The organism is Pseudomonas sp. PDM15, from assembly GCF_014851565.1.
Lineage (GTDB): Bacteria > Pseudomonadota > Gammaproteobacteria > Pseudomonadales > Pseudomonadaceae > Aquipseudomonas.
Genome location: NZ_JACVAA010000003.1, coordinates 315200 through 331448, shown reverse-complemented (window position 1 = coordinate 331448; position 16249 = coordinate 315200). Strand labels below are relative to the sequence as shown.

2 protein-coding genes are annotated in these 16249 nt (G+C 67.0%); both read left to right on the top strand.

Annotated elements, in window-relative coordinates:
- The first annotated feature begins 13 nt into the window (after positions 1–13).
- Positions 14–10801: a non-ribosomal peptide synthetase gene (locus IB232_RS09445; protein WP_192398260.1), complete on the top strand. Its 10788-nt coding sequence runs from the start codon at positions 14–16 to the stop codon at positions 10799–10801.
- Entirely contained in the window at positions 10798–16182 is a 5385-nt protein-coding gene (locus IB232_RS09440; RefSeq protein ID WP_318652250.1) for a non-ribosomal peptide synthetase, read from the top strand. The genes IB232_RS09445 and IB232_RS09440 overlap by 4 nt, the downstream gene beginning before the upstream one ends.
- The last annotated feature ends 67 nt before the right edge of the window (positions 16183–16249 follow it).

Genomic DNA, 16249 nt, shown 5'->3' with positions numbered 1-16249 from the left:
GCGAGGTACTGTCATGAACGCACAAGTCCCGTCGAACCTTGCCCTGGAATGGGCGCCGCTGTCCTTCGCCCAGCAGCGACTGTGGTTCTTCAGCCGCCTGGAAAGCGGCAGCACCGCCTACAACATCGGCGGCGTGCTGCGTTTCGAAGGTCAGCTGGACATGGACAGCCTGCGCCATGGCCTGGATCAGGTGTACTCCCGCCATGCAGCGCTGCGCACCGTGTTCCGCGAACATGACGGCCTTGCCCAGCAGGCCGTGCTGCCGACGGGTTCGATGCCGCTGGAGATCATCGAGCTGGAAGGCGGCGCCGAGCAGGTCGAGTCGCTGGCTCGCGCCTTCATCGAGGCCGACTACGATCTGACCCGTGGCCCACTGGTGCGCTGTGCCCTGTATCGCCTGTGCGAGAACAGCCATGCCCTGGCCGTGGGCATGCACCACATCATCTCCGACGCCTGGTCGGTGCGCGTGCTGGTGGAGGAGATGGCCGAGTTCTATCGCGCTCGCCTGCAGAATCGCCAGCCGTTCATGACCCCGCAACCGGTGCAGTACAGCGAATACGCCGTTGGCCAGCGCGAGTGGCTGGACAGCGAGGCCGGCGCTCAGCAGATGGCCTTCTGGCGCGAGCGTCTGGGCGGCGAGCAGCCGCCGCTGAGCCTGACGCCGGATTACCCGCACAACGCCCAGGCCGCGCGCCGCGCCGCCTACCGCTCCCTGCAGGTAGAGCCGGCGCTGGTGGCGCGCCTAAGCGAGCTGGCCAAGGCCAACGGCGCCACTCTGTTCACCGTGCTGCTGGCGGCCCTGCAACTGCAGCTGGCGCGCCTGTCCGGACAGCGTGAAGTGCGCATTGGCGTACCGGTGGCCGGTCGCGCCAAGGGCTTCGAGCGCCTGGTGGGTTTCTTCGTGAATACCGTGGTGCTCAAGGCCGAGCCGCGTCCCGAGCTGTCGGTCACCGAGTGGCTGGAGCAGGCCCGCAGCGGCCTGAAGCAGGCTCAGGCCAACCAGGAAATGCCCTTCGAACGCCTGGTGGAAGAGCTGGCGCCGAGCCGCAGCCTGGGCCAACAGCCGCTGTTCCAGGTGGCCTTCAACTACCGTCGGCAGCACCCGCTGGCGGCCAACTGGCTGCCGGGCATCGAGACCCAGTTGGCAGAGTTGCCGTCCAGCCAGATTCCCTTCGACCTGGCCTTGGACGCCGTGCGCGACCGTGGTGACGAGCTGCTGATCAACTTCGCCTATGCCGCCGACCTGTTTGCCGAGAGCAGCATCGAACGGCTGATCGCCGGCATGCTCGAGGTACTCGACGGTTTCGCCAGCCAGCCCCAGGCGGCACTGGCTGAAGTGGCGCTGGTGACGGCGCAGGAATTGGCGCAACTGAATGAGTGGAATACTCCGCAGCAGAGTTTCGATACGTCGCGCCTGTTGCCCGATCTGATCGCCGAGCAGGCGTTTCTGCGTCCTGAGGCCATTGCCCTGGTGCATGGCAGCGAGCGAATTTCGTTTGCCGAACTGGAAGCCCGCGCCAATCGCCTGGCCAATCTGCTGGTGACCCATGGCGTGGGCCCCGAGTCCCGCGTCGGCGTCTCGCTGGAGCGTGGCAACACGATGATCGTGGCCATGCTGGCGGTGCTGAAATCCGGCGGCGCCTTTGTGCCGCTGGATCCGGACTACCCGCGCGAGCGCCTGTCCTACATGGTCGAGGACTCGGGCCTGAAGTGGTTGCTCACCTCAAGCGATCTGGCCGAGCGCCTGCCGCTGTCTTCGGCCATCGAGCCGCTCCATCTGGATCAGATTGACCTGTCGGCATTTGAGACGTCTGCCCCAACTGTTCAGCTGCATCCGCTAAATCTCGCCTACCTGATCTATACCTCCGGCTCCACCGGCCAGCCGAAAGGCGTGGCGGTAAACCATCTCGGCCTGACCATGCATGTGCAGACCATCGGCCAGCGCTACGGCATGACCCCGGATGATGTGGAACTGCACTTTGCTTCTATCAGCTTCGACGGCGCCCTGGAGCGCTGGACGGTGCCGCTGGCCTTTGGCAGCCGTCTGGTCATTCGTGACCAGGAACTGTGGAGCGCCGAGAAGACCTGCCAGGTGATCGCCGACGAAGGCGTGACCATCTCCTGCCTGCCCCCGAGCTATGCCCAGCAACTGCTGGATTGGGTCGAATCGCAAGGCCTGAAACTGCCGGTCCGCTCCTGGACCCTGGGCGGTGAGGCCTTTACCCGTGAAACCTACGAGCGCCTGCAGAAGGTGCTGCAGCCGCAACGGATCATCAACGGCTACGGCCCGACCGAGACGGTGGTCACGCCGCTGATCTGGGAAGCCTTCCCGGGAGATACCTTCGAGGCCGCCTACGCGCCCATTGGTAATCCGGTGGGCCCTCGCAGCCTGTATGTGCTGGATGCCGAATTGAACCTGCTGCCCATCGGCGTGGCGGGCGAGCTGTATATCGGCGGTGAAGTGGGCCTGGCCCGTGGCTACTTCCAACGCCCCGAGCTGACCGCCGAACGCTTCCTGCCCGACCCGTTCGGCCAGGCAGGCGAGCGCATGTACCGCACCGGCGACCTGGTGCGCTGGCGCGCAGACGGCACCCTGGATTACCTGGGCCGGGTCGACCATCAGGTGAAGATCCGTGGTTTCCGTATCGAACTGGGCGAGATCGAGAGCCAGCTGCTGGCCCTGGAAGGCGTGCAGGAAGCGGCGGTAATCGCCCGTGAGACGCCGGCCGGCAAGCAGCTGGTGGGCTATGTGGTTGCTCGCGACAACACTGATACCAGTGCCTTGCGCAGCGGGCTAGCCAAGGTGCTGCCGGACTATATGGTCCCTGCGCAGATCATCGCCCTGGAAAAACTGCCGCTGACTCCCGCCGGCAAACTGGATCGCGCGGCGTTGCCGGAACCGACCTGGCAGAGCCAATCCTACGAAGCGCCGCAGACCGATAACGAGCGCATCCTCGCCTCGATCTGGGCCGAAGTGCTGGGCGTCGAGCGAGTAGGGCGCCAGGACCACTTCTTCGAGCTGGGCGGCGACTCCATCGTCGCGCTGCAGGTAGTCAGTCGTGCACGTCAGCAGGGCTTGGGTCTGACACCGAAGGACCTTTTCCAGCAGCAGACCCTGACCCAGCTGGCCGGCGTTGCCCGCAGCGTCGCCGCACCGCTGGCCGATCAGGGCCCGGTGATCGGTGCGGCACCGCTGCTGCCGATCCAGGCTCGTCTTCTGCAGCGCGAAGGCCTGGCTCCGTGCAACCAGTACCTGCTGCTGGAACTGGCCGAGCCGTTGCCAACTGCTCAGCTGGAACAGGCCCTGCAAGCCCTGGTTCAGCACCATGACGCCCTGCGCCTGCGCTTCGAGCAGCGCGATGGTCAGTGGCAGCAAGTACATGGCGCCGTAGCAGGCGTCCCTTTGCTGCAACAGGTAGAGCTGGTCACCGGCGAAGACCCGCAGCCGCGCTACGACGCTATCCAGCGCAGCATCGATCCGGCCAGCGGCGCGCACCTGCGCGGCCTCTACCTTACCCAACCAGGCCAGGCCGATCGCCTGCTGCTGTCCATCCACCACCTGGTGGTCGATGGCGTGTCCTGGCGCGTGCTGCTGGAAGACCTGCAGCGTGCCTGCCTGCAACTGGCCAGCGGCCTGGCGGTACAGCTGCCGAGCAAGACCAGCGCCTTCAAGACCTGGGGCGAGCGCCTGGCCGGCTGGAACGTCGACGCGCAACTGCCGTACTGGCAGACCCAACAGGCCGCCGGCGGCGAGCTGCCGCTGCTGAGCAGCGAGTTTGGTAGCGAAGGCACTCGCCAGCGTCTGGAACTGAGCCTGGACGCCGGATTTACCCGTGATTTGCTGCAGGCCGGCCAGCAGGCCTATCGCCTGCGTGCCGATGAGCTTCTGCTCACTGCCCTCAGCCGCGTGCTGTGCAGCTGGAGCGAGCAGCCAGCGCTGTGCGTGCATCTGGAAAGCCACGGCCGCGCGCCGCTGTTCGACGATATCGACCTGTCGCGCAGCGTCGGTTGGTTCACCAGTCTCTACCCCGTGCGCCTGCAACCGGAAGTCGAGCTGGCCGCCAGCCTCAAGGCGATCAAGGAGCAACTGCGCGCCGTGCCCGACCTGGGCCTGGGTTACGGCCTGCTGCGCCAGCGTGAGCAATTGGGCGAGCGCGTCCCGCAATTGCTGTTCAACTACCTCGGCCAGTTCGACGAGGGCGGCAACGGCCTGCATCTTCGCGAAGGTGGTCTGTGGCGCGAAGCCAATGCGCCGCTGGATGCACCGCTGGTAATCAACGCCGAGCAACGTGGCGGCGCTCTGCATCTGCACCTGGACTTCAACCCGGCGCAACTGGCGCGCACCACCCTGGAGGGGCTCGTCACTCGCCTGCAGGACGAGCTGCGCGCCATCGCCCAGCATTGCCAGAAAGCCCCGGCCAGCCTGACCCCCAGCGACGTGCCGCTGGCCGGCTTGAGCCAGGCCGAGCTGGATGCGCTGCCCGGTGTGGAAGACATCCACCCGTTGTCGCCGCTGCAGCAGGGCCTGCTGTTCCACAGCCAGCTGGAAGGCGCCGGCAGCTACGTCAGCCAGCTGCTGCTGCCGTTCACCGGCCTCGATCCTGCGCGTCTGCAGAGCGCCTGGCGTCAGGTGCTGGCGCGCCATGGCGTGCTGCGCAGCCGCTTCCTGCTGGGCGAGCGTCCGCTGCAACTGGTGCAGGCCGAGGTCGAGCTGGACTGGCAGGATCTCGACTGGCGCGGCGTCGCCGATTTCGATGAGCAGCTGCAGGCCTTCTGCAGTGCCGAGCGTGAGCGCGGCTTTGCCCTCGACAAAGCGCCGCTACTGCGCCTGGCGCTGATCCAGCGCGGTACCGGTGACTTCGTGCTGGCGTGGACCCTGCACCACCTGCTGCTGGACGGCTGGAGCAACGGCTTGCTATTCGCCGAAGTGCTGGCCCTCTACCACGGCGACCGCCTGCCGGCGCCGGGCGGCCAGTTCCGCGACTACATCAGTTGGCTCGACGGCCAGGATGCTGACGCCGAGCAGGCCTTCTGGCGCGAGCAGCTGGCCCCGCTGGACGGTGCCACCCGCATCGCCGGCTGCCTGCCGTGCCGCGCGCCGGAGCAGGGCCATGCCCGCCATCCGCTACCGCTGGACGCCGCTACCGAACAGCAGATTCGCGGCTTCGCCCAGCGCCACGGCCTGACCCTCAACACCCTGGTGCAAGCTGCCTGGGCCTTGCTGCTGGCGCGTCTGACCGGCAAGCGCAGTCTGTGCTTCGGCGCCACCGTGGCCGGTCGCCCGACCGAGCTGGCCGGCAGCGAACAGATGCTCGGCCTGTTTATCAACAGCCTGCCGGTGGCGATCCAGCTGCCGGCCGAGCAGCCACTGGGCGCCTGGTTGGCCGCGCTGCAGGTGCAGAACCTGCAGCTGCGCGAGCACGAACACTGCCCGCTGCACGATATCCAGCGCTGGGTCGGCAGCGCCGGCGAAGCGCTGTTCGACAGCCTGCTGGTGTTCGAGAACTACCCGCTGGGTGATGCACTAAAGCAGGCCGAGCGCGGCGAGCTGCGCCTGGGCATGCCACAGAGCCACGAGTTCACACATTACCCGATGACCCTGGCCGTGCTGCCGGGCAGCCGCCTGGAGCTGCTGCTGGCCTACGACCGCGCGCACTTCGATGCCGCCGGCATCGCTCAGGTCGAGGCGCTGCTGCGCCAGGCCCTGGACCAGGTGTGCGGCGATCCGGCGCGTGCGCTGGGCAGCCTGGCGCTGGCTTCCGTCGGCGAACAGGCGCAGCTGAACGAGTGGAATACACCCCAACAAGGTTTCGATGCTGCGCGCCTGCTGCCGGAGCTGATCGCCGAGCAGGCGTTTCTGCGTCCTGAGGCCATTGCCCTGGTGCATGGTGACGAGCGAATTTCGTTTGCCGAACTAGAGGCCCGCTCCAATCGCCTGGCCAATCTGCTGGTTTCCCACGGCGTGCAGCCAGAGTCGCGTGTCGGCGTCTCCCTTGAACGTGGCAACACGATGATCGTGGCCATGCTGGCCGTGCTGAAGTCGGGTGGCGCCTTCGTGCCGCTCGACCCGGATTATCCGCGCGAGCGCCTCAGCTACATGGTCGAGGACTCGGGCCTGAAGTGGTTGATCACCAGCTCCGATCTGGCAGAGCGCCTGCCGCTGGGCGAGGGCGTAGAGCCGCTGTATCTGGATCAACTGGATCTGTCGGCCTTCGAAGGATCGGCGCCTACAGTGCAGCTGCATCCGCTAAATCTCGCCTACCTGATCTACACCTCCGGCTCCACCGGCCAGCCCAAGGGCGTGGCGGTGAATCATCTCGGTCTGACCGTGCATGTGCAGACCATCGGCCAGCGCTATGGCATGACCCCGGACGATGTCGAGCTGCATTTCGCCTCGATCAGCTTCGACGGCGCCCTGGAGCGCTGGACGGTGCCGCTGGCCTTCGGCAGCCGTCTGGTGATCCGCGATCAGGAACTGTGGAGCGCCGAGAAAACCTGCCAGGTGATCGCCGACGAAGGCGTGACCATCTCCTGCCTGCCGCCGAGCTATGCCCAGCAGCTGCTGGACTGGGTCGAGTCCCAAGACCTGAAGCTGCCGGTGCGTTCCTGGACGCTGGGTGGCGAAGCCTTTACCCGTGAAACCTACGAGCGCCTGCAGAAGGTGTTGCAGCCGCAACGGATCATCAACGGCTATGGCCCGACCGAGACGGTGGTAACGCCGCTGATCTGGGAAGCCTACCCCGGTGACACCTTCGAGGCCGCCTACGCGCCCATTGGCAATCCGGTCGGCCCACGCAGCCTCTACGTGCTGGATGCCGAGCTGAACCTGCTGCCCATCGGTGTGGCTGGCGAGCTGTATATCGGCGGTGAGGTGGGCCTGGCCCGTGGCTACTTCCAGCGTCCCGAGCTGACCGCCGAACGCTTCCTGCCCGACCCGTTCGGCCAGGCAGGCGAGCGCATGTACCGCACCGGCGATCTGGTGCGCTGGCGCGCAGACGGCACCCTGGATTACCTGGGACGCGTCGATCATCAGGTGAAGATTCGTGGTTTCCGTATCGAACTGGGCGAGATCGAGAGCCAACTGCTGGCTCTCGATGGAATCCAAGAGGCGGCGGTAATTGCCCGTGAGACGCCTACCGGCAAGCAGCTGGTGAGCTACGTCGTGGCCAAAGAGGCCAGCGACACCATGCAGCTCAAAGCCGAGCTTGCCAAAGTACTGCCGGACTATATGGTCCCCGCGCAGATCATCGCCCTGGAAAAACTGCCGCTAACCCCGGCCGGCAAGCTGGACCGCGCCGCGCTGCCGGAGCCGACCTGGCAGAGTCAGTCCTACGAGGCACCGCAGACCGACAACGAACGCATCCTCGCCGCCATCTGGGCCGAAGTGCTGGGTGTCGAGCGGGTAGGGCGCCAGGACCACTTCTTCGAACTGGGTGGTGACTCCATCGTCGCGCTCAAGGTAGTCAGCCGCATCCGCCAACAGGGTTTGCAGCTGCCGCTCAAGGCGCTGTTCGAGCAGAGCCGCCTGGCCGATTGCGCCGTCGCCCTGCAACGCGAAGCTGCGGATGCACCGGTACTGCGCGCGCTGCCGCGTGGCGGCGATCTGCCGCTGTCGCATGCCCAGCAGCGCCTGTGGTTCCTCAATCGTCTGGACCCGAACAACGGCGCCTACCATATGCCGGCCGGTCTCGATCTGCAGGGCCGCCTGGATCGCCAGGCGCTGCAGGCCGCTTTCGACCAGCTGGAGGCGCGCCACGAGGCGCTGCGTACCCGCTTCGTCGAGGTCAACGGCGAGGCGCGTCAGCGCATTCTGCCGGCCCAGGGTCAGCGTATTGACTGGGTCGACCTGCGTGAGCTGGCTGCCAACGAGCGCGAAGCCGAGGCCCGCGATTACGCGCAGAAGCTGCTCAAGCGTCCGTTCAACCTGGCCAGCGAACCGCTGCTGCGGGTCAGCGTGCTGCGCCTGGGCGACCAGGAATACCGTCTGCTGCTGATTCAGCACCACATCGTCTCCGATGGCTGGTCGATGCAGCGCTTTATCGGCGAGTTCGCCGCCGCCTACGCGGCCTTCGCCGAGGGCCGCGCTACGCAGTTCGCGCCGCTGCCGCTGCAATACGCCGACTATGCCCAGTGGCAACGCGACTGGCTGAAATCCAGCGAGGCCACGCGCCAGCTGGACTACTGGAAGGCCCGCCTGGGTGAACACCAGCCGCTACTGGAGCTGCCCACCGACCATCCTCGCCCAGCCCATGGCAGCCGTCAGGGCCTGCGCTGGCGTTTCGAGCTGTCCTCGACGCTCACCGCACAGCTGCGTGCCCTGGCCCAGCGCGAAGGCAGCACGCTGTTCAGCCTGTTGCTGGCGGCCTGGCAGACATTGCTGCACCGCTACAGCGGCCAGGAAGACATCCGCGTCGGCGTGCCGGTGGCCGGGCGTAGCCTGGCGGAAATGGACGGTGTGCTCGGTTGCTTCATCAACACCCTGGTACTGCGTGGCGAGCCGGCCGGGCTGAAACCCTTCCGCGAGCTGCTCGGCGAACTGGTCGAGGCCAGCCGCGACGCCCTGGCCAATCAGGAGCTGCCGTTCGATCAACTGGTTGAAGCGCTGCAACCGACGCGTAGCCTGAGCCATCACCCGCTGTTCCAGGTGGCGTTCAACCACCAGCAGGTGGACTTCGGCGCCCTCGGCAACCTGCCGGACCTACGCGTGCAGCCGCATGACCCGGGCGCCGCCGGTGCCCAGTTCGACCTGGCGCTGGATACCGAGGAAGCCGCCGACGGCAGCCTCAGCGGTTTCGTCAGCTACGCCGGCGAGCTGTTCGAGGCGCGCACCATCGCGCGCCTGGCGCGGCACTTCGTGCGTCTGCTGGAAGGCATCTGCGCCGACCCGAGCCGGCCCATCGGCCTGCTGCCGTTGCTGGACGAGGACGAGCAGGCCCAGCTCGCCACCTGGAACGACACGACCCAGGACTACGGCCCGCTGGTCAACCTCAGCGAGCGCATCAGCCAGCAGGCCGCGCGCACCCCGCAGGCCCCGGCCCTGGTATTCGGCGAGCAGACGCTGAGCTATGTCGAGCTGGAACAGCGCATCAACCAATTGGCCAACCGCCTGCGCAGCCTCGGCGTGCAGCGCGGTAGCCTGGTTGGCATCAGCCTGGAGCGCTCGCTGGAGCTGGTGATCGGTCTGCACGCCATCGTCCGCGCCGGTGGCGCCTATGTGCCGCTCGACCCGGAATATCCGCTGGAGCGCCTGGCCTATCTGCTGGAGGATTCCGGCGTCGACCTGCTGCTGTCGCACAGCCAGCTGGTCGAGCGTCTGCCGCTGCCGGCCGGCCTCAAGGCACTGGGCCTGGATCGCGAGGACTGCAGCGACGAGCCGGTCACGCCGCCAGCAGTCAGGCTGCAGGGCAACGATCTGGCCTACGTCATCTACACCTCCGGCTCCACCGGCAAGCCCAAGGGCGCCGGCAACAGCCACGAGGCCCTGGCCAACCGCATCTTGTGGACGCAGGAGGCCTACCAGATCGGTGCCGGCGACGTGGTGCTGCAGAAGACTCCGTTCAGCTTCGATGTTTCGGTGTGGGAGTTCTTCTGGCCGCTGGTAACCGGCGCCTGCCTGGCCGTGGCCGCACCGGGCGACCACCGCGATCCGCAGAAGCTGGTGGAGCTGATCCAGCGCCATCGCGTCACCACGCTGCACTTCGTGCCGTCCATGCTGCAGGCGTTCCTGCTGCACCCGGATGTGGAGCAGTGCCAAAGCCTGACCCGCGTCATCTGCAGTGGCGAGGCGCTGCCGGCCGAGCTGCTGGTGCGGACCTTCCAGCGCCTGCCGCAGGCTGGTCTGTACAACCTGTACGGCCCGACCGAGGCGGCCATCGACGTCAGTCACTGGACCTGCGTGGAGGAGGGGCGTCATGCCGTGCCGATCGGCCGGCCGATCGCCAACCTGCGCCTGCATATCCTCGATGCCCAGCTCAACCTGGTGCCACAAGGCGTGCCCGGCGAGCTGTATATCGCTGGCATCGGCCTGGCGCGTGGCTACCACCGTCGTCCGGAGCTGACCGCCGAGCGCTTCCTGCCCGATCCGTTCGGCCCAGCCGGCTCGCGCATGTACCGCACCGGTGACCTGGTGCGCTGGCGCGCCGATGGCGCCATCGACTACCTGGGGCGCATCGACCATCAGGTGAAGATTCGCGGCTTCCGCGTCGAGCTGGGCGAGATCGAAGCCCAGCTCGGTGCCCAGCCGGGTGTTGCCGAGGCCGTGGTGGTGGCCCGCGACAGCCAGATCGGCAAGCAGCTGGTTGGCTATGTAGTGGCCGATCCGCTGCCGGCGGATGAAGCCAGCTGGCTCAGCGGCATCAAGGCGGCGCTGAAGGTCGAGCTGCCCGAACATATGGTGCCGTCGATCCTGATGCGCCTCGACCGTATGCCGCTGTCGCCCAACGGCAAGCTGGAGCGCCGTGCGCTGCCCGAGCCGGTATGGCAGGCGCGCAGCTACCGAGCGCCGCAGTCCGTGCTGGAAATCGCCCTGGCGAGCATCTGGCAGGAAGTGCTGGAAGTAGCCCAGGTCGGCCTCGACGACAACTTCTTCGAACTCGGCGGCCATTCGCTGCTGGCCACCCAGGCCGTGGCGTTGTTGCGCCAGCGCCTGGGGTTGGAGTTGCCGCTGCGGGCCTTCTTCGAGGCGCAAGACCTGGCCACCCTGGCCACCTCCCTCGACGGCCTGGCTCCGGCCGCTGCCGAGGAAGAAGACCAAGACCTGCGCGACATGGCCGCGCTGCTCGACGAACTGGAGGCCCTGTGACCGCGCCCATCGACAAGGCCGCCCTGGCGCGCCGTTTCCTCGCCCTCGGGCCGACCGAACAGAAGCGCTTCCTCGAGCTGCTGGCAACCAAAGGCATTCGTTTCGACCGCCTGCCGCTGGTACCGGCGCCGCGCGGCGAACACCTGCCGGCCTCGCATGCCCAGCAACGCCTGTGGCTGGTGGCGCAGATGGAGCCCGATAGCAGCGCCTACCACATGGTTGGCGCCTTCGCCCTGGAGGGCGAGTTGGATCGCGGCGCGCTGCTGGCGGCGCTGGAACTGATTGTCGAGCGTCATGAGGCGCTGCGTACCCGTTTCTATGAGCACGCTGGTCAGCTTTGCCAACGCATCGACCCGCCAAGCCCGCTGGCCTTGGAGGAATGCGACCTGCGCGGCGAGCCGGAGCAGTTGCAGGCCCTGGCCGATGCCCATGCGGCGCGCACCTTCGACCTGATCGAAGGGCCGCTGCTGCGCGTGCAGCTGCTGCGTCTGGCCGAGCAGCAGTGGCGCCTGCAGATCGTCTGCCACCACATCGTCTCGGATGGCTGGTCCATCGGTGTGTTCGCCGAGGAACTGGGTCGCGCCTATGCCGCGCTGCGCCTGGGGCAGACTCCGCAACTAACCGAACTGCCAATCCAGTACACCGACTATGCCCAGTGGCAACGCGCCTGGCTGGAGGCCGGCGAGCGCGAACGCCAGCTCGGCTACTGGCGCGAGCGCCTGGGCAGCGAGCAGCCGGTGCTGGCCTTGCCCTACAAGCTGGATGCGTCCGGCCAACGGCATGCTGCACGTCAAGCCATCGAGGTGCCTCAGGCCCTGGCCGAGCGCCTGCGCCAGCTGGCCCAGGGCGAAGGCGCGACCCTGTTCATGCTGCTACTGGCCGCCTTCCAGCTGCTGCTGGCGCGCTACAGCAACCAGCGCGATATCCGCGTCGGTGTGCCGGTAGCCAACCGCCAGCGCGCCGAGACCGCGCCGCTGGTGGGTTTCTTCGTCAACACCCAGGTGCTGCGTGCCGAGTTGAGTAGCGACATGAGCTTCCGCCAGTTGTTGGCCGACGTGCGTCGCCACGCCCTGGATGCCCAGGATCAGCAGGATCTGCCGTTCGACCAACTGGTGGAAGCCTTGGCGCCCGAGCGCAGCCTGGGTCAGACGCCGCTGTTCCAGGTGCTGTTCAATCACCAGAAACGCGACCTCGACGCCTTGCAGCTGCCCGGCCTGCGCCTGGAGCCGCTGGCCCAGGGCGTACCGCATGCGCTGTTCGACCTGGCCCTGGACAGCCTGGAAGACAGCGCTGGCCAACTGCGACTGACCCTGACCTGGGCTCGCGAGCGCCTGGACGATGGGCAGATGCAGCAGATGACCGCGCACCTGCTGGGTCTGCTGGAGCAGGTCAGTGCCGCGCCGGATCAGCCCCTGGTGCGCCTACAACTACTGGATGCCGGCGACCTGGCACGGCTGGCTGAGTGGAACACTCCGCGCCAGGACTTCGATGCTACGAGTCTGCTGCCGGAGCTGATTGCCGAGCAGGCACGCTTGCGCCCCGAAGCCATCGCCCTGGTACATGGCACCGAGCGAATTGCCTTTGCCGAGCTGGAAGCCAAAGCCAATCGCCTGGCCAATTTACTGGTCGCTCAAGGCGTGCGCCCGGAGTCCCGCGTCGGTGTGTCGCTGGAGCGCGGCAACGCAATGATCGTGGCCATGCTGGCGGTGCTGAAATCCGGTGGCGCCTTTGTGCCGCTGGATCCGGATTACCCGCGCGAGCGCCTGTCCTACATGGTCGAGGACTCGGGCCTTAAATGGCTGATCACCTCGTCCGATCTGGCCAAGCGCCTGCCGCTGTCCTCTTCGGTTGAACCGCTGTATCTGGATCAGCTGGATCTGTCCGCTTTTGATTCGTCAGCGCCTGCGGTACAGCTGCACCCGCTGAATCTGGCCTACCTGATCTACACCTCCGGCTCCACCGGCCAGCCGAAAGGCGTGGCGGTGAATCATCTCGGTCTGAGCATGCATGTGCAGACCATCGGCCAGCGCTACGGCATGACCCAGGACGATGTGGAATTGCACTTCGCCTCGATCAGCTTCGATGGCGCCCTGGAGCGCTGGACCGTGCCGCTGGCCTTCGGCAGTCGCCTGGTGATCCGCGATCAGGAGCTGTGGAGCGCGGAGAAGACCTGCCAGGTGATCGCTGATGAAGGCGTGACCATCTCCTGCCTGCCGCCCAGCTATGCCCAGCAATTGCTGGATTGGGTGGAAAGCCAGAACCTGAAACTGCCGGTCCGTTCCTGGACCCTGGGTGGCGAGGCCTTTACCCGCGAGACCTACGAGCGCCTGCAGAAAGTCTTGCAGCCAAAACGCATCATCAACGGCTACGGCCCGACCGAGACGGTGGTCACGCCGCTGATCTGGGAAGCCTTCCCTGGTGACAGTTTCGAAGCCGCCTACGCGCCGATCGGCAACCCGGTGGGGCCACGCAGCCTCTATGTGCTGGATGCCGAGCTGAACTTGCTGCCCATCGGCGTGGCTGGCGAGCTGTATATCGGCGGTGAAGTCGGTCTGGCTCGTGGCTACTTCCAGCGTCCGGAGCTGACCGCCGAACGCTTCCTGCCCGATCCATTTGGCGCAGCCGGCGAGCGCATGTACCGCACCGGCGACCTGGTGCGCTGGCGCGCAGACGGCACCCTGGACTATCTGGGCCGGGTGGATCATCAGGTGAAGATTCGCGGCTTCCGTATCGAGCTGGGCGAGATCGAGAGCCAGTTGTTGGCCCTGGAAGGTGTGCAAGAAGCGGCGGTGATCGCCCGCGAGACGCCGACCGGCAAGCAGCTGGTGGGCTACGTCGTGGCCAAAGAGGCCAGCGACACCACGCAGCTCAAAGCCGAGCTGGCCAAGGTGCTGCCGGACTATATGGTTCCGACGCAGATCATCGCCCTGGCCAAGCTGCCGCTGACCCCAGCCGGCAAGCTGGACCGTGCCGCGCTGCCGGAGCCGACCTGGCACAGCCAGTCCTATGAGGCGCCGCAAACCGACAACGAACGCATCCTTGCCGCCATCTGGGCCGAGGTGCTGGGTGTGGAGCGGGTCGGGCGCCAGGACCACTTCTTCGAGCTGGGCGGCGACTCCATAGTCGCGTTGCAGGTAGTCAGTCGCGTGCGCCAGCAAGGGCTGCAACTGGCGCCGCGCGAGCTGTTCCAGTTCCCGCGCTTGGCCGAGCTGGCCAAGGTCGCACGCCTGGCCGGGGCGGAGGAGCAACAGGAACCGGTAAGCGGCGAACTGCCGCTGGCACCGATCCAGGCGCACTTCTTCGCCATGGATCAGGCCGAGCCGGCGCACTGGAACCAGGCGCTGAATCTGGAGCTGCAGCGTCCGCTCGAACCGCAGCTGCTGGAGCAGGCGCTGCAGGCGCTGGTGGCCCATCACGACGGCCTGCGCCTGCGCTTCAACCTGGAGCAGGGCGCCTGGCGCCAGCACTATGCCGACGTGAATATCGAGCAGCCACTGCTGTGGCTGCGTGAAGCCGGCAGCGATGCCGAGGCCGAATCGTTCTGCCAGCAGGCCCAGCAAAGCCTCGACCTGGCCGCCGGCCCGCTGCTGCGCGCGCTCTATCTCAAGCAGACTGGCCAGCCCGATCGCCTGTTGCTGGCCGTGCATCACCTGGTGGTGGACGGCGTGTCCTGGCGCATCCTGCTGGAAGATATCCTCGCGGCGTATCGCCAGTTGGAGGCCGGCCAGGCCGTGCGCCTGCAGAGCAAGAGTCAGTCCTACAAGCGCTGGACCGAGGCCTTGCAAGGCTGGGCCGGCAGCGAAGCGGCGCAGGTCGAGCTGGATGCCTGGTGCAGCCGCCTGAGTGGCCCGGCCATGCCCCTGCCTCGCGAACTGGATGGTACTAGCGCTACCCATGGCGACAAGCGCGAAGTGCGCCTGGCCCTGGATGCTGCCCAGACCAAACGCCTGTTGCAGGCGCCGGCGCAATCGGGTGTACGAATCGACGCCTTGCTGCTCACCGCGTTGACCCGCGCGCTGTGCCGCTGGAGCGGCCAGCCGGGGCTGCGGGTCAACCTCGAAGGCCACGGCCGCGAGGCGTTGGCCGGCGAGCTGGATCTGTCGCGCACGGTCGGCTGGTTCACCAGCCTGTATCCGCTGCAATTGCCACAGGCCAGCGACATGAGCGAGCACCTGCAGCAGGTTCAGCAACGCCTGCAGCAGGTCGAACATGGCGGCCAGGGCTACGGCGTGCTGCGCTGGCTGGGTTCGACTGCGGCGCAGGCGGCACTTGCTGCCGTGCCGAGCGCCGAAGTGATCTTCAACTATCTCGGCCAGTACCAGGCCGGAGCGGCGGCGGACTGGTTCCGCCCGGCGGCCGGCGGTGGTGCAGCGGTGGCGGCGAACAACCCGCTGGCCGCGCGCCTGGCGGTCAATGGCCAGGTGTTCGACGGCCAGTTGCAGCTGTCCTGGGAATACGCGGCCAATCAGTACCGTGCCGAGACCATCGAGGCTCTGGCTGCAGACTATCGCCGGGAACTGCTTGGCTTGCTGGAGCTGGCGCGCGGCCAGGCCGTGCAAGGACCATCGCCCTTGCTGCGCCTGACTCGCCAGGAGGCGCCGGCCGCGCCGGTGTTCTGCCCGCACCCGGTCACCGGCCGGGTCACCGGCTACCAGCCATTGGCTGCGAGGCTCGATGGTGCGCGTGAGGTGTTCGGCCTGCAGTGCCGTAGCTTCCTCGACCCGAGCTGGCGGGATGCCTCGCTGAGTGAGATGGCCGATGCCTACTTGGCCGCGCTGCTCAAGCAGCAACCGCAGGGGCCGTATCGGCTGGTTGGCTGGTCGCTGGGCGGCAGCCTGGCGCTGGAGCTGGCGGCGCGTCTGGAGGCGCGTGGCGAGGAGGTGGCCTTCCTCGGCCTGCTCGACTGCTATGTGCCGGGCACCGAGATCGCCGGCGACGATGCGCGCCATCCGCAGGCCCGCGCCAAGCTGCTCGAGCATCTGCAACTGCTGGCTCCGGAGTTGCCTGCCAAGGCCTGGGATGGATTGTTCGAACAACTGCTGCAGCTCGAACCGCTGGACTGGCCGCAGGCCTGCAGCAGCTGGTTCGCCGGCCAACCGTTGGACGGCATGACCCGCCAGAGCCTGGAGGAGCTGCTATTCGCCTGGGCGGTGGAGCAGCACATGCGCCGTCTGTGCGCCGGTTACGCGCTGCCCAGGGTCAAGGTACGCCCGCATTGCTGGTGGGCGGCGCAGCCAGGCGGACGGGCGGCCTTGCTGGAGAGTGGCCTGGAGCAGGTGCAGGGCAGGGCGGCCAGCCACCGCCTCATCGACACCGATCACCAGGGCATCGTCCGTCATCCGCAGGTCCTTCAGGAGCTGGTGGCCTTGCTGGGCAGCTGAAGTGAGAGCCGCCGAAGAAATTTTCTGTCGGCGGCTAAATTTTCCTGCGCCTTGCTCGTCTAGTAGA

Excerpts from the sequence above, each read along its gene's own strand:
- IB232_RS09445 (WP_192398260.1), top strand. The coding sequence starts at position 14 with ATGAACGCACAAGTCCCGTCGAACCTTGCCCTGGAATGGGCGCCGCTG.